Raw genomic sequence first — 24,518 nt, 5'->3', positions numbered from 1 at the left:
TCCACCCCGAAGGGTTTCATCGCTCGACTTGCATGTGTTAGGCACGCCGCCAGCGTTCGTCCTGAGCCAGGATCAAACTCTCAATTTAAAAGTTTAATCTGTTTCGCTCATCGCGTTTCTTAACATTAACTGTTAAGTAATTGACTGGTTTCTATTCTCTGTTCAATTTTCAAAGACCCTGTCGCCCTAAGCGACTTTTACATATTAACATTTTTGTTTCTTCTTGTCAACAACTTTTTAAAACATTTTTTAAAACCTTTGTCGACTGTTTGTCGTTTCTTGCGACAACATGTGTTATTGTATCACATCAATCCATGATTATAATGATTAAAATCACCAAAATTTTAATTTAAATTTAAAATCCTCTATAAATCTAGGATTTAATTCTAATTTCTATAGAGGATACACTAGATAAGGTTGACACTCTACTCTCTTAATATATAATAAGTTATATGGTCTCTCCACTTCCCATTAATAAAGAGATAATTTTTATTAATACCAAGTTCCTTAAAGTTGCATGCTCTTAGAACACTTTGAGACTTTTTATTATCCACTAATGCTGAAGCCTCTATTCTATGTAAATTGAATTCATCGAAGCCGTATTCTGTAACCAACTTTAAAGCTTCTTTCATATAACCTTTCCCTTGCTCATCTTCATCTATTGAATAACCTATGAAACAGCTCCTAAAGATCCCTAATACTATATTAGATAGTTGAATTTTTCCAATGAATTTATCATTTTTATATATCCCAAAATTCACAGCTTCGCCATTTAGATATTGCTTATATGATTCTATCAATATATCCCTTTGAAACTTTAACGTATAAAATTCCTCTTCTCTTGTAGGTTCATAAGGACTTAAATGCTCCTTATTCTTTAAATAATAATTTAATATTTCCTGGGAATTTTCTGGAGTTAATATCTTTAACTGCACGTTCCTACCACCAAGGGTAACTTTTCTTAATAGGTTTTCTTTTTTATAGTTTATTTTTTCTAACCCAAATAAAAATTCACTTTTATAACTTCCATTTTCACATAAGCTATTAGCAATAACTCCTTCTAATTCAAATCCCAATTCCCCAAAACACTCAATACTTTCATCTTCCTTAACCAATATATTTATCTTTTTAATATTATCCTTATTGAAAACTTGATTCAAAAATTCATCAACTGATTTAAATAAAAGCCTTGGTTTATCTTGCTTATAAAATCTTATTCTTATACAACAATATTTACTTTCGGTATTCCAATCTATTATATAAATTCTTCCCAGCGTAATACCTATGTTATCTTTAATAATATATTCCCTTTTATTACTTGTAGAAGTTATACAAACATCATTTTGCATATGCGTTCCCCCTTTATTTTTATATCGTCGAAATTTTATATTATCTTAAATTCACTCTTATATGATACTTTTATCCAAATAAATACTTTAATATTATATCATAATCATATTTTTTACTTTACAATAAAAACTATTAATATTAATATATTTTATGTTTACTAATAATTACAAATATAAAAAATGAAGGTTAGGTGATTTATCTATGAACAAACAAGCCATAAATAAACTTAGTTTTTTCTTTATGGGTATAGAAAATAAATTTAAAGAAAACTCTAGCACATTCTTAGATATAACAGTGGAGTTTACTACAGGTCTTAAAAAATTCAAAGGCCTCGCTAATTTAAAGGAAAATATATTATCATTTAACTTTAATGGTAGAACCAATTCCTTTACTATAGAACAGCTTATTAAAAACATAATAGATGAAAGTGAGCACTATGAATCATTATTATTTACATATAATGAAAGAGGTGGCGGAATATTAATCGAAGCATCTAACAAAAATGTATTATTTAAAAATATAGACTCAAAAAATTCCATAGATAAGGATAACTCTACATCTACTACAAAAACCTCCACTCTCTTAAATAGAGATTATTACGTAAAAGTAGGAGAGGCCGATGCTCTTTTAAAAGAAATAGGCATAATGAGCAAGGATGGTAAAATTAAAAATGATAAAATAAGAAAATATAATCAAATAGATCATTATGTAGAATTGTTAGAAGGAATCTTAGATCAACTCCCTTCTAATGAAGCAATAAATATACTAGATTGTGGATGTGGAAAATCATACTTAACCTTTGTATTAAACTATTACTTAACAGAAGTAAAAAAACGAAAGTGTTTTTTCATAGGATTAGATATCTCTGAAACTGTAATTAATTCTTCTAAAGAAATGGCTGAAAATCTAGGATATAGAAATATGGAATTTAGAGCTTTAGATATAAAAGACTATACACCTGATAAGAAAATTCATGTTGTTATATCCCTCCATGCCTGTGATACCGCTACAGATATGGCTTTAGCCTTAGGTATTAGAGTAAAGTCAGATGTTATAATAGCTGTTCCTTGTTGTCATAGGGAACTATTAAATCAATACTCCTATGCTCCTTTTAAAGGTGTACTAAAGCATGGAATATTAAAAGCTAGAATGGCTGATGTACTTACAGATGGTCTTCGTTCATTAATTCTAGAAGCTTATGGATATAATGTATCTGTAGTTGAATATATTTCACCTTTAGAGACTCCTAAAAATTTAATGATAAGAGCTCTGAAAACTAAAGATTTTGACAGCAAAATTTTAGAGGAGTATTTGAAACTTATCACTGACTTGAATATCAATCCTGCTCTATATAGATTTTTAAATCAGTGGTAAGAACTATGTTGGTTCTCTCATCTTATAGCTATGTATAATTTTATTATAAAAATTCAAAGGCAACTTTTATACATTTTTCAATGCATAAAAGTTGCCTTTATACTTACTTCCATTTTCTAAGTTAACTATAAGTAATAAATATCAAAACACCTTCATTCGCTTCCAGGCTAACAACCTAGGGTGTTATATAGATAAAATAGAATATGGAAAATGTTATATCCACAGAATTATAAGAACATAAGTTATGCTTTTTGAAAACGCTACCTATTCCCTTAAAACATATTAACAAAGACAATTTTACAGAGGTTTTTTTAATTTGAAGTTTTAAGTTTTATCGCAGGTTGCATTTGGAGCAAAAACTTATAAAATTTATATGTTAGTATAAATCTATTCAACCTTATCCGCACATAAGATTTATATAATCATAAAAATTTTCATCTCTTATAAGTTCTGTTTCTTTCTAATAATGATAAGTGAGTTATATAGAAAATTTAATTATTTATTATATTCCTATTATACCATAGTTTAACATAATATATCTATATAATTATAACATTAATTATTATAATTATATACAAAAAAAGACAGCATTTTTTTGCTGTCTTTATGTATATTATGCCTGGTCCAAACTAGATACAACCTTGTCATAATAATCTATATTACATATCCCTTTTTCAAAATGACTGCAAGTTCTGCAGCTTTTAGTTTCTGACTCTGCCGAAAGAGCTTGAAACCCATCATACATAGGTGTATAACCAGGACAATTATTACCTACCGCTATCATTTCAAAAGCATTTCCCATATTTTATTCCTCCTCAATTAATTTCTATTAATTTTACGTTTAATTGGATCAAATAAATTTACTATACACTTTTCATCTACATAGTTATCGCAATTATCACAGGTGTCAATTATATTCCCTACATCTGAAACAAATACTGAAGCTAAGGGCTCATAACCCGGGCAGTTTTCTGCTACTAGCATCTTAAGCTCCTCTAATCTCAATTTATCACCCTCTTTTATAAGTACTCGCTAATGCTTTTATTATTATTTCCACAAGTTTTAAAATAATGCATAAAAAAAACATAGACATTTAGATATCTATGTTTTCACTTATCTCTAGTACAGATTCAGTTTCGCTGCAGTATTTAGTTATTATACATTTCCCTAGATTTCTAGGACATCTTCTACACATACATATTCCATCTTGGCCCTCGCACTTATTCCCTAAATAATCAGGACACTTATTACAGTTTACTCCTAGTATCATACTTCTCTCCTTATATCATTTATTAGCTTATATTTTAAATTAAATCTATATCACATATATAAGCTTTATCACCATTGTATCCTACTTCTTTTAAAACCTTTTTAACTACGTCCTTTCCAATTTCATCTTCTTTCATTTCACAAAGGGCATCTTCTAATCTCCCCCACTGTGCCCACTCAACTTCCTCTGACTTCTTTATATCTCCATTTACATACTTAGCCATAAATGTAAGCATCACTATTTCTTTAGAAGTTACGTAATGACTACCTAAATATTTTATACTATCCTTATCGACAGTTATCCCCGTTTCTTCATATACTTCCCTATACACTGTTTCTTCTACACTTTCTCCATTACTTACATATCCAGATATAAGCACCTTTGAATCCTTAAATATATAACTTTGTTTTAAAAGGAGTATTTTATCCTCCTTAATAACAGCTACAATTATACATGGCTTTGGCGTGTCAAAATACATTATGTCGTCAACAGGGCAATATGGGACCCCTCCCTCATCCCAACTATATTTTTCAATTAATTTCCCTCCACATTTAGGACAAAATTTAAATTTCATATATTCAGTTCTAAAATAGAACCTTTCACCTACCTCTCAAATTAAATTAAAACTTATAATCTTATTTTAACCTCATCTTTTATGGTTATAAAATTTTCTCCCACATAACTGTCATATGCAAATATATCTACTCCACTTTTACTTGCAAGTCTTAAAGCTTCGCCAAATTTTTTATCCATATCATCATAAGGTGTAAAAAGTCTAACACCCTCTAATTGTATAACAAATATTACTCCTGCTCCTCTACCGCTTTTCTTTACATCAATTAATTCTAAAAGATGTTTTCTTCCCCTTTCTGTAGGTGCATCAGGAAAGCTCGCAACTCCTCCTTCCTCAAAAGTTACTCCTTTTACCTCTAAGTAATATTCTTCACCCTTTGAATTTTGGAGCTTAAAATCAAATCTGCTATTCCCAAAAACCTTTTCTCTTTGAATTATATTATATTCATTAAGGCCTCTTATTTTTCCTTCTCTTAAAGCCTCTTCTACTACTTTATTTGGCACCTGTGAATCTATATTTATAAACTTATCTCCCTTATATCCTCCAATAAGATCATATTTAGTCTTCCTGCTAGGATTATTTTCTTCACGTAACACTACCTTGGTATGAGGAATCAAAATTTCCTTACATCGTCCTGTATTAGGAACATGAACCATTATTTCCTCTCCATCTATAATAACATATGCTTGAAATCTATTTGGCCTTTTAATGAATTCTCCTATGACAATATTTTTATTTATAAACATATTATTTTCTCCATTTCTCTATAGATTATACACAACCCATTTAATTTTATCCACATTGTGCACAAGAATAATTATATGTAGATATAAAAAAAGACATAAAGCTAATATTTATTCTTTACGTCTTTTTATAACTTATCATAATTATAATTTAAAAATCTTACATAAATAATCAATTTATATAAATAATTTTAAAACTACTAAAACTATTACTCCTGGCACTCCAAAAAATCCCGCAATAAGTGCCGTAATAGCATTAATACCTATAGAGAAGTTAAATAATGACCCTACTAAATTTACTAAAAATAATAGTACAGCTCCAGCCACACCATTTATCACTAATTTAATTAATATTGCTATAGGCCATGCAAATAGTTTTACTATAATTATAAGAGCTATTATAGCCACCAAGAAATATCCAATATACTCCACAAAAATCCCCCCCATTTTGTATCCTATTATTAATTTATTTATAATATAAATAAATTATACTTCATTTACATCTTTTAAAACGTATTTATAGCTAATTTTTATATTTCTTTTCTTAGCCTGATTTAAAAGATATATATATCTAGACTTTGCAGCTTGTTCAAGGTATATAGCATAGTCTATAAGTATAGGTTCTTTTACTAATTGAAAATAATTTGTGGCCCTATATATTTCCTCCTGGCTTTCCATTATAGCTTTTATAAGCTCTTTATCCTCTTCATTATAATCTTTATCTTTACTTAATCTTATCCATGAGCTATGTTCCATAAAAAAACCTCCTATTTTATGTTATAAATTAATCTTTGACATAAAACAGGAGGTTTATTCCTTATATTTCTCTTCTTCCTTCTAAAGCCTTAGCTAGCGTAACTTCATCTGCATATTCTAAATCCCCACCAACAGGTATACCATGTGCAATCCTTGTTACCTTAACACCAAAAGGCTTTAGTATCTTCGATATATACATAGCAGTAGCTTCACCTTCTACATTAGGATTTGTGGCTACTATAATCTCTTTTACATCTCCATTAACTCTTTTTATAAGTTCTTTTAAATTTATATCATCAGGCCCTCTTCCTGACATAGGCGATATCGTACCATGAAGTACATGGTACGTACCATTATATTCTCTTACCTTTTCTAAAGATATAATATCCTTAGGCTGTTCTATTACACAAATAACTTCCTTATCCCTACTCGGATTACTACATATAGCACAAGGATCCTTATCTGTAAAATTGCCACATACAGAACAGTACTTTATAGTTCCTCTAGCTTTAATAAGCGCCTGAGAAAACTCTTCAACTTCTTCCTTAGGCAAGTTTAATACATGTAATGTAAGTCTTTGAGCTGTTTTATATCCTATGCCTGGAAGCTTTGCAAATTCTTCTATAAGCTTTTCTATTGCTATTGGATAAAATTCCAATTAACTCACCTCAACTTAGGTAACTTAGAACATTCCTGGTATATTTAATCCCCCAGTTAACTTGTTCATTTCGTTAGCAGTCTCTTCTTCAGCCTTTTTTAGCGCTCCATTGCATGCACTTAATATTAAATCTTGAAGCATTTCTACATCATCTGGATCAAGTACATCTGGATCTATTTTTATATCAACTAGTTCCTTTTTACCAGTAGCCACAGCTACTACAGCTCCACCACCTGCACTAAATTCAAAAGTTTTCTTTTCTAATTGTTTTTGCATATCTTCCATTTGCTTTTGAAACTTTTGTGCCTGTTTCATTAAATTATTCATATTTCCACCACCGAAATTAGGTAATCCACCTTTAGCCATTATATATTCCTCCTTTTATTTTAAATAAGTTTAAACTAAATATACAATTATTTATTTTACATTATTACATATAAAGTGTAAATTCCTTTTAGCTATTCCTCTATTATTTGAACAATTTCCTCTCCAAATGTACTTTTTAACAATTGCTCTGGAGATCTTTGTGTACTCTCATCCTTTTCTATTAAGTATTCAATCTTAACTTTTTCCTTTAGTATATCTGAAAATATTTCCTCTACTATCTTTTTACTTTGATCCTTTTCTAGCCTTTGTTTATTGAATGCATATTGCTTATCATACCTTATGGTTACTACTCCACTTTCACATCCAATCAACTCACCTGTAATTAAAGATGCATATAATACCATATGCCTTCTAGCCTTAAATGTTTCTAGTATATCCTTCCAAAATTTCTTTAACTTATCTAAAGTTAAAGTGGAGTTTTCATTATATTTATTTACAGGTTGAATCCTATATTCCTGGGTTGCTATTTTCTCTTCTTCCTCTTCATGTTTATTGGATATCTTAGCAAGCACGGATTCTGAATTAACCTTTATTTCCCCTGACCTCATAGCTTCCTCGACTTTATTAAGTCTAGATAAAATAACTTCATTAGATGTATCATATTCTATCTTACACATCTTAATTATAGCTAGTTCTAAATAAACTCTACTTTGCTTAGTCCATTTAGATTGTTCTTCTGCATCTTGTAGTATTCTTATGTTTCTCATTATTTCTTCTACTCTTATTTTTTGGCATTGTTCTTTGATATCCTTAATATTTTCTTCAGACATATCCATAATTTCTTCAGGACTTTCAGTTACCTTAGCCATAAGTAAGTTTCTCATGTGATTTATCATATCTTTTATAAAATAGTATATATCTTTACCTGTTAATACTACATCATCTATTATACCTAATGATGATTCTATATCTTTTTCTATAATGCTTGTTGTAATCTTTAGCAAATTTTCATTAGTTACAAGCCCTAGCATATTAAGTAAACTTTCGTACTCTACCTTCCCATTTCCCATTGAAATTCCTTGGTCTAATATACTTAACGCATCCCTCATAGCACCATCACACATACGTGCAATCAATCTTAAGCTTTTATCATCCGCAAACACACCTTGCTCTTTAACTATAAATCTCAATCTTTCAAATACATCTTCATTTTTTATTCTTTTAAAGTCAAACCTTTGACATCTAGAAAGTATTGTAATTGGAAGCCTTTGAGGATCTGTAGTTGCAAGTATAAATATAACATTTTCAGGAGGCTCTTCTAATGTTTTTAAAAATGCATTTACAGCTCCTTGAGATAACATATGTACTTCATCCATTATATATACTTTATACTTAGCTTCACTTGGAGGATAATTAACATCTTCTGCTATTTCTCTTATCTTATCTACTCCATTATTTGAAGCTGCATCTAATTCTATAACATCCATCAATGTTCCTGAATTTATCTTCCTACATATATCACATTCATTACAAGGTTCTCCATCTTTAAGATTCAAGCAATTAACAGCTTTAGCAAATATCTTAGCTGTGGATGTTTTCCCCGTACCTCTTGTACCTGAAAAAAGATATGCATGAGCTATTCTATTGTTTTTTATTTGATTTTGCAGTGTTATTGTAATATGCTTTTGTCCTACTACATCCCCAAAACTTCTAGGTCTCCATTCCCTATAAAGAGCAGTATAGCCCATTAACTTCACCTCTTAACCAAATTTTAAAATTTATATATTTGAAATTTATTATTTTAAATGAATAAAAAGCACAATAAACTTGAGTTTATTGTGCTAAAATCACTATTTAAACCGTGCACCTCGCCTTGGCAAATAACCTATGAGCGTTACCTATACAGTTAACTCAAGCCAGGTTAATCCACGGCACACGGAAATTATCACTTACCGCTGCTTCCTTCCAGACCTCACGGGGTTCATGAGTTTCCGTTGCGTGGGACCCAGCTCTCAACGTCACTTGCATAGGTCAGACCTCACAAGTTATAGCCTAAGCGAGGAATTCAATCCTGCTATAGCGGATTGCAGGTTACAGGGCACCGCTAACTCCCCATCTAGCACGGCAAAGTTTATATGGCGGAGAGAGGGGGATTCGAACCCCCGGTAGAGTTTCCCCTACACACGCTTTCCAGGCGTGCTCCTTAAACCACTCGGACATCTCTCCACGGATTTACTCATGATAAATATTAAATTTTATGTCGTTTACTAACGACAAGTCCTATTATACTATGTGATTTTTATATTTGCAATAGCTTTTATAAATATTTTATTACAAACTTATAATTTATTACTTCCTACAATGACATTATATTCATTTAATAGCATGTCCATATATTGACTTACCTTTAATATCTCCTCACTTTTTTCTTTATTATCTATATCACAAGTCACTTCATTTAGAAGCTCTCTAACGCTTTCAATCTTCCTTTTTATATTATATAAATTGTGTTTTTTATCTCTTAAATCACAACCTACTATTAATTCTCTATCATTAAAAAAAATATTATTTTCAACTAAGGCATGTTCACAAAGCATCATCTTAAAACCTCCCTAATTAAAGCTCTTTTGTAAAACATTACTCTTACATATAGAAGGTATTATTAAAAAATCAATCCCATTTTAATAACACAAATCATGTTTTAATTATATCAGCTTTGTAATATTAAGTAAATATTGGTTGTTATTATAAAGTAACCTATATTTCTGTAAATATTCTTATATTTTTTCAACAAAACTTATTTTTCTACATTTATTTATTATATTTTGTAAAATAAAAAAGAAGCTATTATCATTAACAACTTCTTATAAATTTCTATTGGCGGAGAGAGGGGGATTCGAACCCCCGGTACAGTATTATCCGTACAATTGATTTCGAGTCAATCACCTTCGACCTCTCGGACATCTCTCCAAAAATTATTTTCTTTTACTTTTAAAAAAGCTTTTTAGTAATACACTGCATTCTTTGTCATAAATCCACCTTACATCTATATTACTGTTTAAATAATTATTTTGCAATACATTTATTACTGAACCACATGCACCGCTTATAGGATCAAACGTTCCTATATAAACTTTATTTATACGACTTTGATATATAGCACCTGCGCACATAGGACATGGTTCTAATGTAACATACAGCTCACATCCACTTAATCTCCAATTCCTGGTGAATTCACATGCCCTTCTTATAGCTAAAACTTCAGCATGAGCTGTGGGGTCTTTTAATACCTCTGTCATATTATGAGCCCTTGCTATAATTCTATTATCTTGTACTATAACAGCTCCAACGGGTACTTCACCTAAATCTTCAGCCTTTTTAGCTTCCTTTATTGCTTCTAGCAAAAAATTATCTCTCATTATTATCTCTCTTTATTTTATAAATAAAAATACCGGACTAAATAAGCTTCATAATCTTATTAAATCCAGCAGCACTTATAGAAACAAACTTTGGTGCGCCCGAGAGGAATCGAACCCCCGGCCTTCCCCTTAGGAGGGGGACGCTCTATCCTACTGAGCTACGAGCGCATAACAAGCTTAAGCTTTACATATAAAAGTTTATTACAAAACAAATTTTATGTCAATACAATTACATTATTTTCTATTAACTAATACTTGCATATATTTAAATCTGAATTCCACTTAAAATATATTCTGTTAAATTTTCAAATACATCATGCATATTTATACCATCTTCGTTTATAAGGTCATATATTGCAGTAGAACATAAAGATCCGAAAATTGTATATGCCATAAAAGACTTTTCTCCCTTTTTTATAAATCCATCATTCATAGCTCTTTCTAGATATGTTTCTATATTCTTTATAAACTCATTAACTACTTCTCTTAATTCCAATTGCCTTGATTGCTGTCCCCATAATTGACTCATAATTACCTTAAAAAAGTCTCTTTTTTCATAAACCATGTTTAATTGAACTTTTATTAATGTCTTTAACTTTGATAATGAATCGCTTTGTTCATCTACTGCTTCTTGAATTCTTTCTTTTATTAAATTCATTCCTTCTTGTATTATATAATTAAATATCTCTTCTTTACTATTAAAGTGATAATACAAAGTACCTTTTGCTAGTCCTGCTTGTGCAGCTATTCCATCCATAGTTGCTCCAGAATATCCATATGTGGAAAAAACTCTTATAGCTGATTCAAATATTGCCTTTTTAGTTTTATTCATTTTGCTCACTCCGTTAATTTTTATACAATTTAATACATTAACTTAATTATACTCCAAATCATATATAACTCAATATTAAAATTACTATAAATATGATATATTAGTATAAATATACTATATAATACGTTTATACTAATAATTTTGGAGGTGTCTAAACTTATGATAAAGATTTATAATAGAAAAACCAAAACATATGAAACAGAAAAGGTATCTGGAGAAAAATATCTTAATTGGATTTACTCAACTAAGCTCGGAAGTAGTTTTTTAGAATTATTTATTAAGAAAAAACTTTTTTCCTATATATATGGAAAGTATTGTGACATGGGTAGTAGTAAAAATAAAATTAAAAAATTTATAGATGATTTTAATATAAATATTGAAGAAAGCATTACAGATGCTGACAACTTTGTAAGTTTTAATGACTTTTTTACTAGAAGACTTCATCCTAAAGCTCGTCCCATAGAAAAAGTTACAAGTACCTTTATCTCACCTGGAGATGGAAGAATTACAGTATATGAAAATATAAATTTAGAAAAAATAGTTGAAATAAAAGGATTTAATTATAGTTTGCATGATTTAATTCCTGATAAAGCTACAGCTGAAAAATATAATAATGGTTCAATGATTATATTAAGGCTCTGCCCTACTGACTATCATAGATTTCATTTTATAGATAGTGGTATTTGTGAACATACTTCAAAGGTTAAAGGTAGTTATTACTCAGTAAATCCAATTGCTTTAAATAAAATCCCTACTATATTTTGCGAAAACAAACGAGAATGGAGCATATTTCATTCTGATAACTTTGGCGATGTATTGTACATGGAGGTAGGGGCAACTTGCGTTGGATCTATTATTCAAAGCTATACTCCTGATAGAAGAGTGGATAAAGGTGATGAAAAGGGATATTTTAAATTTGGAGGCTCTACAGTTATACTCTTTTTAGAAAAAAATAAAGTTAAAATAGATGAAGATATATTATTCCAAAGCAACTTAGGATACGAATGCAAGGTACTTATGGGTGAAAAGATAGGAATTAAACATTAGCTATATTACTAATAAAAATACTTTGTTCTAAGGCATATTTGACTTTAATTCCTTAAAACAAAGTATTATTTTTAATAAATTATTCCTTATTTCCTCTGGTATACACTATATTTCCATCAATAATTGTCATCTCAACTTTTGACATTATATCTAAAGGGTTTCCGTCATATATTACTATATCTGCGTCAAGTCCTTCTTCAATTTTACCCATCCTATTGCTGCATTGAAGTATCTCTGCTGTATTTACTGTTATAACCTTAATTGCATCTTTATATTGTAGCCCCTCAGACAAAGCAAATGCTGCAATTGATCTTAGCTGGTCTATTGCATTATAGGGATGATCTGTCATAAGTCCTATCTTTATTCCTGCCTCAATTAATTCTATAATAGATGTATAATTTCTTAACTTAAGTTCCATTTTAATTCTTGGTGTGAGCATTGGTCCAAAAGCAATAGCTACCTCCTTTTCCTTGATATACTCTTTAATAAGATGTGCTTCTGTTCCATGTTCAATAACTAGCTTCTTTATTCCAAACTCCTCAGCAACTCTAATTGCTGTAATTATATCATCTGCTCTATGAGCATGGGCACGTATAGGAATCCCACCTTTCAAAACCGGAATAACTGCTTCTAACTTTATATCTCTTTCTTTGATATTTCCAGATTATTTTTGATTCATATAATCTTCAGCTTTCATAAATAATTCCCTAATTAAAGCTGTTACTGCCATACGAGTAACTGAGCATTTTTTATTAGTACCATATGTACTCAATGGATCTTCTCCAAATGCAATATCTAATGGATTTACTCCATCTATTCCACGCAAATGGGGGGTAATTGGATTAGAAATTTCATTATTATCTATACCAAGCTTTCCTGTACACTCCTCCATTATCCCTATATGAGTATGACAATCTATAAGTCCGGGAATTATGTACTTTTCATTTGCATCAATTACCTTATATTTCGCATCTACATTAATGCTTTTTTCGGAAGTTATCTTTATTTTCCCACATTCAATTAAAATATCCTTCTTAATCAATGTATACTTATTAAAATCGTAAACTAATCCATTTTGTATTAAAGTACAATTCATTGTCACAACACCTTAAAATTATAAAACTTAGTTATTCTTGAAAACTTTTATGAATATATATTAATTACTATATCTTTTTAAAGGAGGAACTAACATGACTTTACAATTAATTCCCCTTATTATTACTATATGCTATCTAGCGCTTATGCTATCTGTAGGTTTTTTTACAAATAAATTTTTAATAAAAGATAGTACTGACTATATGCTAGCAGGTAGGTCATTACCAGCCATTATGGTAGCCTGTAGTTTAGCGGCCAATAACATTGGTGGTGGAAGTACCGTTGGACTCGCAAGTAAGGCTTATGGAAATTGGGGAATGTCCTCAGTTTGGTATGTACTTGCAGCAGCTATTGGTATCATCCCAATGGCATTTTTCGCTCCTAAGCTTAGAAAAATTATGGCTTATACCATTCCCGAAGTGGTAGGAAGGCGATTTGGTACTACTAGTCATATAATTACTTCTATATTAAATATAGTATCTCTTTTTTGTCTAACAGCATCTCAAATTCTTGCTTCTGGGATTATAATATCTGCTTTAGTAGGAATTAATATCAAAGTTGCTATTATAATTGGAGGTTTATTTACTGTAGTTTATACTGTCATGGGTGGCCTCTGGGCTGATGCTTTCACTGATTTATTTCAATGGTCAATAATATTTTTGGGACTTTTAATAGCACTTCCATTTGTAATTAATGGTGTAGGTGGATGGAAAACTATAGTATCTAAAGTTCCTCCTGCAAAAATGTCTATAAGCGGAATGGGCATTGCTACAATAGTTAGCTTAATAGGTCAATATTTCATAACATTCATGTCTGGACCAGAAATGGTATCTAGGGTTTTTGCAGCTAAGGATGAAAATACTGGTAAAAAGGCTACCCTTATGTCTGCGCTTTTTATGGCACTATTTTCATTTATTCCTGCGATAATAGGAATAGCTGCTCTTGTGGCATTTCCAACCATTGATCCAAGTAAAGCACTTTCCACAGTTGTATTTACCCATGCTCCACAGTGGATCTCTGGAATTGTATGCGCAGCAATAATTGCTTCTACAATGTCTAGTGCTGATTCAGATATGCTATGTGCTTCTACAATAATTACAAAAGATTTATACCAAAAATATATAAACCCAAGTGTTAGTGATAATAACATGATTAAAATGACTAGAATAAGTAATGTTATAATAGGCTTACTTGCAATGTGTATTGCATTATTCCAAATTAACATCATAACTTTAAATATATTTTCATTTATGTTAAGAGCTGCTGGTCCTTTTGCAGCATTTATATTAGGCTTATCCTTAAAGAAATGTTCAAAACATGCGGGTATTGTTTCAATTTTAATAGGAAGTGTAGTAGGTATATACTGGCAGATAATGAAAGAACCTTATGGGATTTTAGCTATTATTGCAGGTTCTCTAAGTTCACTTATAGCATTCTTTATCACATCCTACATTGAAATAAAAGTAACTAATAAATTAGCACCTCCATTAGATGCAGAATAATAAATAATAGTTAAATATATTATAAAAAAAGTACCTGTAAATATTAATTTACAGGTACTTTTTATGGTGCGGCGGAGAGGATTCGAACCCCCGACCAACTGGTTCGTAGCCAGCTACTCTATCCAACTGAGCTACCACCGCATAATTATTATATTCATATTAACACAAATCATCAGAAAAATCAAATGTAAATTTAAAAAATAATAAAGCATCTAGTAATCTAGATGCTTTATGGCGGAGAAAGAGGGATTTGAACCCTCGCGCCGGTTACCCGACCTACGCCCTTAGCAGGGGCGCCTCTTCGGCCACTTGAGTATTTCTCCATGTCCTACAAATTAAAATTTAAAATAAAAATGGCGGAAAGACAGGGATTCGAACCCTGGGTACGGTCACCCGTACGCCGGTTTTCAAGACCGGTGCCTTAAACCAACTCGACCATCTTTCCGTGCTGACAAAATAAATTATATCAGCAATATAGTTAAGTGTCAACAACTTTTTTAAGTTTTTTTATAAAAATTTTATCAAATAAAGAGATATTCAAGGACTTGCCCTCGAATATCTCAAACTTAATTACTTTATAACTTCTCTTCCACCTAGATAAGGTCTTAATACTTCTGGAACAACAACACTTCCATCTTCTCTTTGGAAATTTTCTAAAATAGCTGCAACCGTTCTTCCTACAGCTACGCCAGAACCATTTAAAGTATGAACAAACTGTGGTTTATCCTTTGGAGTTTCCTTATATTTTATATTGGCACGTCTAGCTTGGAAATCTTCAAAATTACTACAGCTTGATATTTCTACATATCTATTATAACTTGGCATCCATACTTCTATATCATATTTTAAAGCAGCAGTGAATCCTAAATCACCTTTACATATTCTAACCACTCTATAAGGTATTCCAAGTCCCTGTAGAACTTCTTCTGCATCATTAGTTAACTTTTCAAGTTCTTCATAAGAGTTTTCTGGCTTTGTAAATTTAACAAGTTCCACTTTATTAAATTGATGCTGTCTTACAAGTCCTCTTGTATCTCTTCCTGCTGATCCTGCCTCTGATCTAAAACAAGCACTATATGCTACATGTTTTATAGGTAATTCTTCTCCACTTAATATTTCATCTCTATATAAGTTTGTAACAGGAACCTCTGCTGTTGGTATTAAGAAATAATCATCATTTGATACCTTAAATGCATCTTCTTCAAATTTAGGAAGCTGTCCTGTACCAATCATACTTTTTCTATTTACCATATAAGGAGGTAGTATTTCTGTATATCCATGGTTATCTACATGCATATCTAGAAAATAACTTATAACTGCTCTTTCAAGTCTTGCTCCTACTCCTTTATAAAATGTAAATCTTGAACCAGTTACTTTTCCTGCTCTTTCAAAATCCAAAAGATTAAGATTTACTCCTAAATCCCAATGAGCTTTGGTTTCAAAATCAAATTTAGTTGGCTCTCCCCATTTTCTTATTTCTATATTATCTTCATCTGACTTTCCATCTGGAACCGCTGGATTTGGAATATTAGGTATTCTAAGCATTATATATTCTAATTCTTCATCTATCTTTGAAAGTTCTTCATCGTGACCCTTTATTTCCTCACCTAGCTTTTTCATTTCTGCCATAATTTCTGTTACATCTTTTCCCTCTTTTTTAAGTTTAGGAACTTTAGCAGATTCCTGATTTCTTGTATTCTTTAAATTTTCAACTTCTACTAATATTTGTCTTCTTCTTTCATCTAATTCTAGTATTCTATCAATAGTCGTTACATCAAAATCCTCTCCCCTATTTGCAAGAGCACTTTTAATTTCCTCTGGATTGTTTCTTATTCTTTTTAAATCTAACATATTAGTACCTCCTAAATTTATATATATATTTAAATTTTCATATTTAAAGCAAATAAAAAAAGTCCTCCTCCCTAAAAAAGGGACGAAAGACTCCGCGTTGCCACCCTAATTGATTAGATTAATCTAATCCTCTTTCTGAAATATAACGGTTTATTACCGTACTGCTTTATCACAGTCCCTCCAAGGTGGATTCACAAAGCATAAAGTATCAGCTCACACCTAGCACTGACTCTCTTTAACTTATATTTTGCTACTAGCCTTTTCATAGGTTTTTATACAATAATTAAATTAACTCTAATTATATATAGAATATTTTTCAATGTCAACTTTTTTATTCTTTGGAAATACTTTTAGTACATATTATATCTATTCCAGTATTTAATAGATTGTGGCATACAATATCACCAGCTTTTATAGGTGCCCCTACATGAAGCATACTTAGTGCCTTAGAACATTCAAGCCATAAACCTTTATCCAATGCCTTATTACTTTTAACAGGTACAACATTACAACAAGCCCCTTTTATTCTAACTAAAGACGTAAAAATATCCTTTTTACTTTTTATTTTATCTTCAACATAATCAAAAGCTTTATCACATAAATTTCCCTTTAGTTCTATATGTTTTCCGTTTTTATCTATGTTTATGCAACAATATTCATTGCAACTCTTACATATAAATTCATTCAACACTTATAAAATTCCCCCTAGCGATTTTAAAACTCTTTAATTCTGCTTATAATAACTCTAGAGTTTTTAGAATCTTTAACTATCTCCGTAAGTTTTTTTCCTGTTTCCCTTGCAAGTATTGTAACTATTTTACTAAAACATTCTGCTCCCTTACAAGTACCAAAAGTAGCTCCTGTTCTTCTTTTAATTCCCTCTATAGTCCTTGCCCCCAATGGCCTTCTTATGGCATCAATTATTTCACCTTCGGTTATATTTTGACAATAACATATTACATTACCATAAGACTTATTCATTTTTATTAACTTATTTCTTTCTTCATTGCTTAAATTATTAAATCTATATACTTCTCTTCTCTTATTAATAAACTCTCTTTTAAGCTTACAGTTTATATTATTTATCACAGTTTCACACACTAATTTCCCTATAGATGGAGTCATGGTTATTTGCCCATAATGCTTTCCTACAACCTTTATATAACCCTCATCTACTAAACTTTCATCTATTATTATGGTATCTTTATAAACTGGCCATTGATAAAAAGTATCTATCTTATTTTCATTTACTTCCTTTATTACTTTTGAACTTTTCTTTAAAGTTTCATTATACCTTAAAATATTATTAGAACTTAGAGCAAGTACTGTATTCCCTTGTACCGTAGGAACTACAAATGACTGCTCTCCATCCACTGTAAGCGTAGAAATTATATTATTAAAATTATAATTTAAATCCTTTTCAAATAGAAAACAACTTAAATTCTTTTTGTTTTTATAAGTATATTCTATATTAGAATCTATGCTATAATGCTGAGCTGGTGTCGTATTTATAACCATTTTACATGTAAACTTATTCTTATTGGTTATTACCCTAAATCCCTTATTAATCCTTTGTATATCCAAAACCTCTTCTTCTAATCTAAAATTAGTTCCATTATCAAAGGCAATTTCTCCATAAGCTAAAGCAAGATCATAGGGACATACTACACCTGTATTTTTAGAGTAAATTGCCTTATGAACATTTAGCTTTAAATTTGGCTCTATATCATATACCTCATCTTTACTAAGCAAGGATATATTATTTATCCCTCTCTCGCAAGCTCTTTTATATATATTTAATAATTTATTTTCACTTTCTTCATTTTCTGCAACTATAAATGTTCCACATCTTTTGAATGGTACATCTATTTTAGAACATAGTTCATCGTACATAGAGTTTCCAAGTATCTCAAGCTTTGACATAAGCTCATCATTACACTCTAATCCATCATATATAACTGCTGCATTTACAAGTGCTACATCATCTGCTATATCATAATCCTTTTCTATCACAGCTATATTTAATGTGTATTTAGAAAGCTCATATGCAACAGCACACCCTATGATACCTCCACCTAATATAAGTACATCATAATCCATTATGTATACTCCTTTCTGTAAAAAGATAAGTACGTAAAATACTTATCTTTTTACATACTTATTATTTCATTTCATTTAACAATTTTCCTAACTGATTTATATATTCTCCATACTTAGCCCAATCACCATTTCTCTGGGATTCAATTGCCTTATTGTAAAGACCCTTAGCATTATCTAAAAGCTCATTATTATTATTGTTTTTATTATCAGATGGCGTATTAACACTAGAGCCTTCTTCCTTAAAATTAAATAGTTGTTTAATTCCAGACTCAATATTTTCAGCAATAACTACTTTATCTCCATAAGATAATATAATTCTTTTTACTTCAGGTGCGCTATTTTTACCGCTTGCTCTCAAGTATAAGGATTCTATATAAATTAAGGAATTATTTATAGGAACTATTATAGTATCTCCAAATATAACCTCTGATCCACCACTTCCCCATAATGATAATTCTTTTGATATTACAGGGTCCTGTTTTAATTTTTGCTTAAAGAAGTATGGACTATATATTGTCTTATTTGAAGGAAACCTATACATGATAAGTTCTCCTAGATTTTCGTTATCCATTCTAGCCCCTAGCATAGATGACATGGTGTTTCTACTTTTCATATTAAAGTATTCCATAATCATCATTTCTTCCTTTTGTTCACCTTGAAGCTTCATAACTACATAAGGTGATTCATCCACAGACTTTTCATTTTGTAATGTTTTTTCATTTTTTGATACTTCCCATAGGTCATCCCCATTTAAGAATGCCATGGTATCTGTCATATGGTACTTCTCTAAAACCTTAGATTGAATTCTAAATATATCCTCTGGGTATTTAAAATGCTCTTTTAAGTTAACTGGAATAGTGGAACTGTCCTTAAATAGCCCAGGAAATATTTTAGAATAACTTGATGCTATTGGATCTTCCTTATCTACTATATAAAAATTCACATCTCCCTCATATGCATCTAGTACTACTTTAATGGAACTTCTTATATAGTTAACGTTATTGTAAGGCTGTGAATAAGGATATCTATTACTTGTGGTATATGCATCTATAACCCAATATAACTTGCCATCATTTATAACAACATAAGGATCCTTATCATATGTTAAAAATGGTGCTATTTTATTTAACCTATCTACTATATTTCTATTTATTAATATTTTACTATCACTTGTTATATCTCTCGATGTTAAAAAATTAATGTTTCTCTTATTCAAAGCAAAGAGTACTCTATTAGCAAAGGTCATTTTTATTCCAGAATTACCCTCATACTCACTTATTTTATTAGAACTTCCTTGTGGATAGTCAAATTCCTTAAGCTTTGTATCAACTATTACATAATCATTGGTTTTCTCTCCAAAATAAATACGAGGATTATCCAGCTTTATATCTGTATCATTTACAGATGGTATATCTTTTATAACAAAAGAAGGTTGACCCTCATTTGTAACTGAATTAACTTTGCTCATAGATATTCCATAACCATGAGTATAAATCAAATGCCTATTTTGCCATGTATTAGGCTCTATATTTTCAAGATTTATTTCTCTTGGAGCTAAAAATACTTGAGTATATTTATTATTAATTTTATATCTGTCTATATCCATATCATTAAATGTATAATATGGTCTGATAGTTTGATATTGATTATAAAATTCAAGAGCTGGCTCAAAGGCATTTATTCTTATATTTTCTACAGTCTCCTTGTTACTTTTTATATCTTCAGGGCTAAGATTATTTTTAGCTTCAAAGGGAATATCCTTTATATTATCTAATTTAAATGCCTTTCTAGTATATTCTATATTATACTTTATATATGGCTCCTCTAATGTCTTCTGATTAGATTTAACTACGAAATTTTCAGTTACATATACTGTAATACCCTCTGCAACTACTAAAAATACTATAAGTGCTACAGAAATTATAATTGGCTTCCATTTAGATTTTAGTATACATATAAATACAACTACAGATGATATTAAAGATACCATAATTATTAACTTATAAAAAAGAATACTTATCTTTACATCTGTGTAACTTGCACCATATGCTACCCCTCTTGTACTATATACCAAATTCCATGATTTTAATAAAAAGCCTATGGATATGGATATTAAAATTAATGCTGACAATACTGCCAATTGTTTGCCTGCAAAAAGAGTAATTCCCTTTTTTATATTCTCCTTATTATTGAATAATCCTTTTATTCCTCCATACTGGATCTTTTGATTGGTAACAGTTATAAAATAGAAAACTAAAGTTATAACAATTAAAATAAATAAAAGAGTTATTAACGCTGAATAAATTGATTGTAAAAAAGGCATTTTAAATATATAAAAAGATATATCTTTATTAAATATAGGATCATTAATATTAAACTTTACAGAGTTACTAAATTGTAAAATATAGTACCAATACCTTTCAGAAAATATATAGGCTATTATTCCTGAAAATATAATATTAATTAAAACAAAAATCCTTTTTTCTCTTTTATAACTATTAGTATTTTCTACTGTGCTATTGTTTTTTAACAGGTTTAATTTTAAATTTTTATAATAAAACAATATCCCTAAAAAAATCACAATAAACGTAGGAACAAATATTTTAAGTGTAGCTGTGAGCTTAGTAAAATAAATAGCCAAATACCCTAGTTCCTTGAACCATTGTATGTTTATTATAAATTCTGTTATACTGCTAACAAATGTTATAATAAGTGCTAAAGCTATAAATACTGAAGTAATGATAGCTCCCTTTCTCAATTATAATTACCTCCTATCCATTTTTAATATTTTAGCTAAGGTATTGTATTTCAACTCAATAGCACCTGTTGGACATAATTCTTGACAACAAAAACATCTTATACAGTTGCTCATTTGCCAACTTGGTACTAGCTTTTCTTTATCATTTGATATCATTTTTATCACCTTTGGGTCTTCAGGACAGACTTCCCTACATCTGCTGCAACTTATACATTTATCATATATTAAATAAGGATATGGTGCTATCATTTGCCTCAAGAAACTTGTTACTGTAGGGCTTATAAAATAAAAGTTTCCTCCCTTTCTACACAAGTTAAAATCATTAACCTTTAGGTCTTCTATACTTTCTCCTAATATTTTAATATCCTGAGGAAGTACTGCATCCCATTTATAATCATATGCCTCTTTTAACACCGGGATATCCAAGGGGTTATCATATCCTATAAGTCTAACTGCTACAGAATCCACCGCAGTTAAACTTTCTCCCATTACAATAGTATTTAAGTTATACGGTTCTCCGTTCTTTGGTCCATTTCCCTGCATAGCTACTATTCCATCTAATATAGCAAAATCTGTACGAAGTAAGCTATTTAAATCTAATAACATCTTACAAAAATTATTTGCATCAGGCATTCTTGTATGCCATGTAGCTTTTTGGGTACCTGGAATACACCCAAATTGATTTTTTATTGCACCAGTAAAATAAGCCATTCCATGAGTTTTAAGTTTAGGCAATGTTATAAGTACATCTGATTCATATGCTGCCTTTGATATATTCCAAGACTTACACAAAATAGAATCATCATGTTTTACATGTATAGCTTCTTTAAAGTCTTCAAAGTTTACATTATACCTTTTTGCAACTTCAAGCATTCCAGACCTTTCTGCTGCCTTCTTAGGATCTCCAAATCCCGGTGAATCTCCAAAACTTATATTGGTAGAATAATCCTTCAAAATTCTTATTACAGCTTCAAATACTGCAAAATGTGTTATCACTGGAGAGCCTGATTTTTCTACACTTAACATATTTGGCTTTAATAAAACCTTACTATTATAGGGAATAAGTTTTTTTAAATATTCATCTCCACCTAATAAATCAAAACCATCCCTTAAGGTTTTCTCCACTGAGCTTACTTCATAACTGTCACATTTTAATAAAGATACTCTCCTCATAATACATTTTCACCCTTTATCCTTCCAATAAATATCCCTTTGTTTTTAATTCATTAATGATATTATTTAATTGTTCTTCATTTTCAGTAAGTATAGTATGTAAGTGAACACCATTAGTAAGTACTAATAATGGTTCTGCTTTATATTCAATAAGCTTTTTTGTAAAATTATCTAAGTCATATAAATTTTTTATCATTAGCATTGCCTTTATTTCTCCATAAAGCTGATGTTCTATTATTACATCTTGTATTATTCCGCCATATTTTATAACAGCTATAAGCTCATTTTCTATATCAGAAGCTTCGTGATTAACTGCAATAATGGTAGCCTTCAAATCATTAATCTTTTTGTTAACTAAATATCCATCTGGTGTGGCAATAATCTCCATACCTTTTGCTCTTAATATAGCTATATCCTTTACAATTATCTGACGAGTTACTCCTAACTTTTCAGCAATATATTGACCCTTTAAAGGGGTTTCCGATGTAATTAACATGTTTTTTATAACTTCTTTTCTATTATTAGAATTCATCATGAATCCTCCATATAATTTTAATTTTTATCATCACAAAATTTTAAAATTTCAAGGTATAAATCCTTTTCATTATTTTCTTTATGATGATTTTTTATTAAATAAAGAAATTTACTATCATATCCTTTATTCATTAGTAAATTATATCCCTTTTCTGGATGATTATAATATACATCTATCTTCTTTAATTTATTAAACTTTTTTAGGTTTCCATTGGTTATTTTATTGAGTATAACTAATAAGGATTTATCAATAGAGTTAAGCTTAGGGTATATCTTACCTATATCATGTAGTAATGCTGCCCTTATTAATACTTGTATTTCATTTATATCTAATAATTTCTTATTGCATATATATTCTACATCATAAGCTACCCTAACAGAATGCTTTTGTTCTGAGCTAGATAATTTATAAAATAAACTTAATTCTTCCTTATTTAAATACTTATTTATATAGGCCTTATCCTCCTCATTTATTTTATCTGTAATAGATAAGTAAAACTGCTTGATCCTATGAGAATTCATTTAAACCTCTCCCTTTGTTATAGGTTCAGTTATATTCAGCACCTAAGTTAAATTCTAATATATATTACATAAAAAGTGAACTAATAATTTGTAAACAATAAAAAAAAATCCATGGAATTTCCATGGATTTTTTGTGGTGGAGAATAAGGGATTCGAACCCTTGACCCCCTGCGTGCAAGGCAGGTGCTCTCCCAACTGAGCTAATCCCCCATATGGTGGACCTTCAGGGACTCGAACCCCGGACCAACCGGTTATGAGCCGGTTGCTCTAACCAACTGAGCTAAAGATCCTTATCATCTGGCAACGACCTACTCTCCCACCGGGCCTCCCCGGCAGTACCATTGGCGCTTTGAAGCTTAACCTTCGTGTTCGGAATGGGTACGGGTGTTACCTTCAAGCCATAATCACCAGATTATTTTTACCTTACATTTAAATATTATAAAGTATTTAAATGTATTTGTCAAGAGATTTTTTTCATTCTCTCAAAATTGCACAGAGTAATAAATTAGATCAAGCCCTCGACCTATTAGTATCAGTCAGCTGAATGCATTACTGCACTTACACCTCTGACCTATCAACCTTGTGTTCTTCAAGGGGTCTTACTAGCTTACGCTATGGGAAATCTCATCTTGA

General features: G+C 30.2%; 24 protein-coding genes, 8 tRNA genes, 3 rRNA genes, 1 other RNA gene, 1 pseudogene and 1 other annotated feature. Of the genes and pseudogenes, 3 read left to right on the top strand and 34 right to left on the bottom strand.

Features of this window, described 5'->3' with window-relative positions:
• Both BSD9I1_RS05400 and BSD9I1_RS05395 read right to left on the bottom strand, forming a co-directional pair.
• Window positions 1-88: ribosomal RNA gene (locus tag BSD9I1_RS05400) — 16S ribosomal RNA — on the bottom strand; the annotation flags it as partial.
• A 337-nt stretch (window positions 89-425) separates the two neighbouring features.
• Window positions 426-1,349: a GNAT family N-acetyltransferase gene (locus BSD9I1_RS05395; protein WP_186429468.1), complete on the bottom strand. Its 924-nt coding sequence runs from the start codon at window positions 1,347-1,349 to the stop codon at window positions 426-428.
• A gap of 202 nt (window positions 1,350-1,551) precedes the next feature.
• Between BSD9I1_RS05395 and BSD9I1_RS05390 the strand changes: the two genes are divergently transcribed.
• Complete coding sequence (locus BSD9I1_RS05390; RefSeq protein WP_186429467.1) at window positions 1,552-2,724, top strand: SAM-dependent methyltransferase; 1,173 nt, start codon at window positions 1,552-1,554, stop codon at window positions 2,722-2,724.
• Window positions 2,725-3,337: 613 nt separating this feature from the next.
• Here BSD9I1_RS05390 and BSD9I1_RS05385 read toward each other — a convergent pair.
• The 17 genes from BSD9I1_RS05385 to BSD9I1_RS05305 all read right to left on the bottom strand — a co-directional run bounded on the left by BSD9I1_RS05385 (window position 3,338) and on the right by BSD9I1_RS05305 (window position 11,303).
• Complete coding sequence (locus BSD9I1_RS05385) at window positions 3,338-3,526, bottom strand: hypothetical protein (RefSeq protein WP_035310519.1); 189 nt, start codon at window positions 3,524-3,526, stop codon at window positions 3,338-3,340.
• Between the two features lie 17 nt (window positions 3,527-3,543).
• On the bottom strand, window positions 3,544-3,729 hold the full coding sequence (locus BSD9I1_RS05380; protein WP_035310521.1) for a hypothetical protein: 186 nt from the start codon (window positions 3,727-3,729) through the stop codon (window positions 3,544-3,546).
• 88 nt (window positions 3,730-3,817) lie between these two features.
• Complete coding sequence (locus BSD9I1_RS05375) at window positions 3,818-3,994, bottom strand: hypothetical protein (protein ID WP_035310523.1); 177 nt, start codon at window positions 3,992-3,994, stop codon at window positions 3,818-3,820.
• A gap of 34 nt (window positions 3,995-4,028) precedes the next feature.
• A complete protein-coding gene (locus BSD9I1_RS05370; protein ID WP_186429466.1) occupies window positions 4,029-4,568 on the bottom strand; it encodes an NAD(+) diphosphatase in 540 nt (179 codons plus the stop codon).
• Between the two features lie 53 nt (window positions 4,569-4,621).
• Window positions 4,622-5,314: a DNA/RNA nuclease SfsA gene (sfsA, locus tag BSD9I1_RS05365; protein ID WP_186429465.1), complete on the bottom strand. Its 693-nt coding sequence runs from the start codon at window positions 5,312-5,314 to the stop codon at window positions 4,622-4,624.
• 174 nt (window positions 5,315-5,488) lie between these two features.
• The gene (locus tag BSD9I1_RS05360; protein WP_242966420.1) at window positions 5,489-5,749 is read right to left on the bottom strand and encodes a pro-sigmaK processing inhibitor BofA family protein; all 261 of its coding nucleotides are present in this window, start codon (window positions 5,747-5,749) and stop codon (window positions 5,489-5,491) included.
• A gap of 48 nt (window positions 5,750-5,797) precedes the next feature.
• On the bottom strand, window positions 5,798-6,067 hold the full coding sequence (locus BSD9I1_RS05355; protein WP_035310530.1) for a YaaL family protein: 270 nt from the start codon (window positions 6,065-6,067) through the stop codon (window positions 5,798-5,800).
• A 61-nt stretch (window positions 6,068-6,128) separates the two neighbouring features.
• Window positions 6,129-6,725: a recombination mediator RecR gene (gene recR / locus BSD9I1_RS05350; RefSeq protein ID WP_186429463.1), complete on the bottom strand. Its 597-nt coding sequence runs from the start codon at window positions 6,723-6,725 to the stop codon at window positions 6,129-6,131.
• A 24-nt stretch (window positions 6,726-6,749) separates the two neighbouring features.
• Window positions 6,750-7,091, bottom strand: a complete 342-nt coding sequence (locus BSD9I1_RS05345; RefSeq protein WP_035310534.1) for a YbaB/EbfC family nucleoid-associated protein — start codon at window positions 7,089-7,091, stop codon at window positions 6,750-6,752.
• Window positions 7,092-7,183: 92 nt separating this feature from the next.
• On the bottom strand, window positions 7,184-8,800 hold the full coding sequence (gene dnaX, locus BSD9I1_RS05340; protein ID WP_186429462.1) for a DNA polymerase III subunit gamma/tau: 1,617 nt from the start codon (window positions 8,798-8,800) through the stop codon (window positions 7,184-7,186).
• A 111-nt stretch (window positions 8,801-8,911) separates the two neighbouring features.
• Window positions 8,912-9,177: signal recognition particle sRNA large type (gene ffs, locus BSD9I1_RS05335), an RNA gene on the bottom strand.
• Window positions 9,178-9,188: 11 nt separating this feature from the next.
• Window positions 9,189-9,278, bottom strand: a tRNA-Ser gene (locus BSD9I1_RS05330).
• Between the two features lie 113 nt (window positions 9,279-9,391).
• A complete protein-coding gene (locus BSD9I1_RS05325; protein ID WP_186429461.1) occupies window positions 9,392-9,652 on the bottom strand; it encodes an aspartyl-phosphate phosphatase Spo0E family protein in 261 nt (86 codons plus the stop codon).
• 278 nt (window positions 9,653-9,930) lie between these two features.
• A tRNA-Ser gene (locus BSD9I1_RS05320) sits at window positions 9,931-10,022 on the bottom strand.
• A gap of 5 nt (window positions 10,023-10,027) precedes the next feature.
• Window positions 10,028-10,471, bottom strand: coding sequence for a nucleoside deaminase (locus BSD9I1_RS05315; protein WP_186429460.1), 444 nt, complete (start codon window positions 10,469-10,471; stop codon window positions 10,028-10,030).
• Window positions 10,472-10,562: 91 nt separating this feature from the next.
• Window positions 10,563-10,639 (bottom strand) — tRNA-Arg (locus BSD9I1_RS05310).
• A 97-nt stretch (window positions 10,640-10,736) separates the two neighbouring features.
• Complete coding sequence (locus tag BSD9I1_RS05305) at window positions 10,737-11,303, bottom strand: TetR/AcrR family transcriptional regulator (RefSeq protein ID WP_186429459.1); 567 nt, start codon at window positions 11,301-11,303, stop codon at window positions 10,737-10,739.
• Between the two features lie 159 nt (window positions 11,304-11,462).
• Between BSD9I1_RS05305 and BSD9I1_RS05300 the strand changes: the two genes are divergently transcribed.
• A complete protein-coding gene (locus tag BSD9I1_RS05300; protein ID WP_186429458.1) occupies window positions 11,463-12,350 on the top strand; it encodes a phosphatidylserine decarboxylase in 888 nt (295 codons plus the stop codon).
• 79 nt (window positions 12,351-12,429) lie between these two features.
• On the opposite strand, the pseudogene BSD9I1_RS05295 reads toward BSD9I1_RS05300, so the two are convergent.
• A pseudogene (locus tag BSD9I1_RS05295) lies at window positions 12,430-13,446 on the bottom strand (amidohydrolase family protein).
• Between the two features lie 94 nt (window positions 13,447-13,540).
• Here BSD9I1_RS05295 and BSD9I1_RS05290 point away from each other — a divergent pair.
• Window positions 13,541-14,947: a sodium:solute symporter gene (locus BSD9I1_RS05290; protein ID WP_186429457.1), complete on the top strand. Its 1,407-nt coding sequence runs from the start codon at window positions 13,541-13,543 to the stop codon at window positions 14,945-14,947.
• 64 nt (window positions 14,948-15,011) lie between these two features.
• Here the strand turns inward: BSD9I1_RS05290 and BSD9I1_RS05285 are convergent.
• The 14 genes from BSD9I1_RS05285 to BSD9I1_RS05220 all read right to left on the bottom strand — a co-directional run.
• A tRNA-Arg gene (locus BSD9I1_RS05285) sits at window positions 15,012-15,088 on the bottom strand.
• Window positions 15,089-15,179: 91 nt separating this feature from the next.
• Window positions 15,180-15,270 (bottom strand) — tRNA-Ser (locus BSD9I1_RS05280).
• 31 nt (window positions 15,271-15,301) lie between these two features.
• Window positions 15,302-15,392 (bottom strand) — tRNA-Ser (locus tag BSD9I1_RS05275).
• Between the two features lie 125 nt (window positions 15,393-15,517).
• The gene (serS, locus tag BSD9I1_RS05270; protein ID WP_035310549.1) at window positions 15,518-16,798 is read right to left on the bottom strand and encodes a serine--tRNA ligase; all 1,281 of its coding nucleotides are present in this window, start codon (window positions 16,796-16,798) and stop codon (window positions 15,518-15,520) included.
• Window positions 16,799-16,873: 75 nt separating this feature from the next.
• Window positions 16,874-17,073 (bottom strand) — a binding site (T-box leader).
• A gap of 56 nt (window positions 17,074-17,129) precedes the next feature.
• Window positions 17,130-17,489, bottom strand: a complete 360-nt coding sequence (locus tag BSD9I1_RS05265) for a DUF1667 domain-containing protein (protein ID WP_186429456.1) — start codon at window positions 17,487-17,489, stop codon at window positions 17,130-17,132.
• Between the two features lie 23 nt (window positions 17,490-17,512).
• On the bottom strand, window positions 17,513-18,898 hold the full coding sequence (locus BSD9I1_RS05260; protein ID WP_186429455.1) for an NAD(P)/FAD-dependent oxidoreductase: 1,386 nt from the start codon (window positions 18,896-18,898) through the stop codon (window positions 17,513-17,515).
• A gap of 61 nt (window positions 18,899-18,959) precedes the next feature.
• On the bottom strand, window positions 18,960-21,656 hold the full coding sequence (locus BSD9I1_RS05255; RefSeq protein WP_186429454.1) for a UPF0182 family protein: 2,697 nt from the start codon (window positions 21,654-21,656) through the stop codon (window positions 18,960-18,962).
• Between the two features lie 6 nt (window positions 21,657-21,662).
• Window positions 21,663-22,829, bottom strand: coding sequence for a DUF362 domain-containing protein (locus BSD9I1_RS05250; protein WP_186429453.1), 1,167 nt, complete (start codon window positions 22,827-22,829; stop codon window positions 21,663-21,665).
• Between the two features lie 16 nt (window positions 22,830-22,845).
• Window positions 22,846-23,361, bottom strand: a complete 516-nt coding sequence (locus tag BSD9I1_RS05245) for a transcription repressor NadR (protein WP_186429452.1) — start codon at window positions 23,359-23,361, stop codon at window positions 22,846-22,848.
• Window positions 23,362-23,381: 20 nt separating this feature from the next.
• Window positions 23,382-23,885 carry an HD domain-containing protein gene (locus tag BSD9I1_RS05240; RefSeq protein ID WP_186429451.1) on the bottom strand — a complete coding sequence of 168 codons (504 nt, stop codon included), beginning with the start codon at window positions 23,883-23,885 and terminating at the stop codon, window positions 23,382-23,384.
• A gap of 134 nt (window positions 23,886-24,019) precedes the next feature.
• Window positions 24,020-24,095, bottom strand: a tRNA-Ala gene (locus BSD9I1_RS05235).
• Between the two features lie 3 nt (window positions 24,096-24,098).
• Window positions 24,099-24,175 (bottom strand) — tRNA-Ile (locus BSD9I1_RS05230).
• Between the two features lie 5 nt (window positions 24,176-24,180).
• Window positions 24,181-24,297: ribosomal RNA gene (rrf, locus tag BSD9I1_RS05225) — 5S ribosomal RNA — on the bottom strand.
• A 94-nt stretch (window positions 24,298-24,391) separates the two neighbouring features.
• Window positions 24,392-24,518, bottom strand: a 23S ribosomal RNA gene (locus BSD9I1_RS05220); the annotation flags it as partial.

It is taken from the genome of Clostridium sp. BSD9I1 (genome assembly GCF_900185645.1).
GTDB lineage: Bacteria > Bacillota > Clostridia > Clostridiales > Clostridiaceae > Clostridium_AK.
The sequence above is the reverse complement of the archived record's forward strand: the minus strand, read 5'-3'. Positions and strand labels throughout refer to the sequence as shown.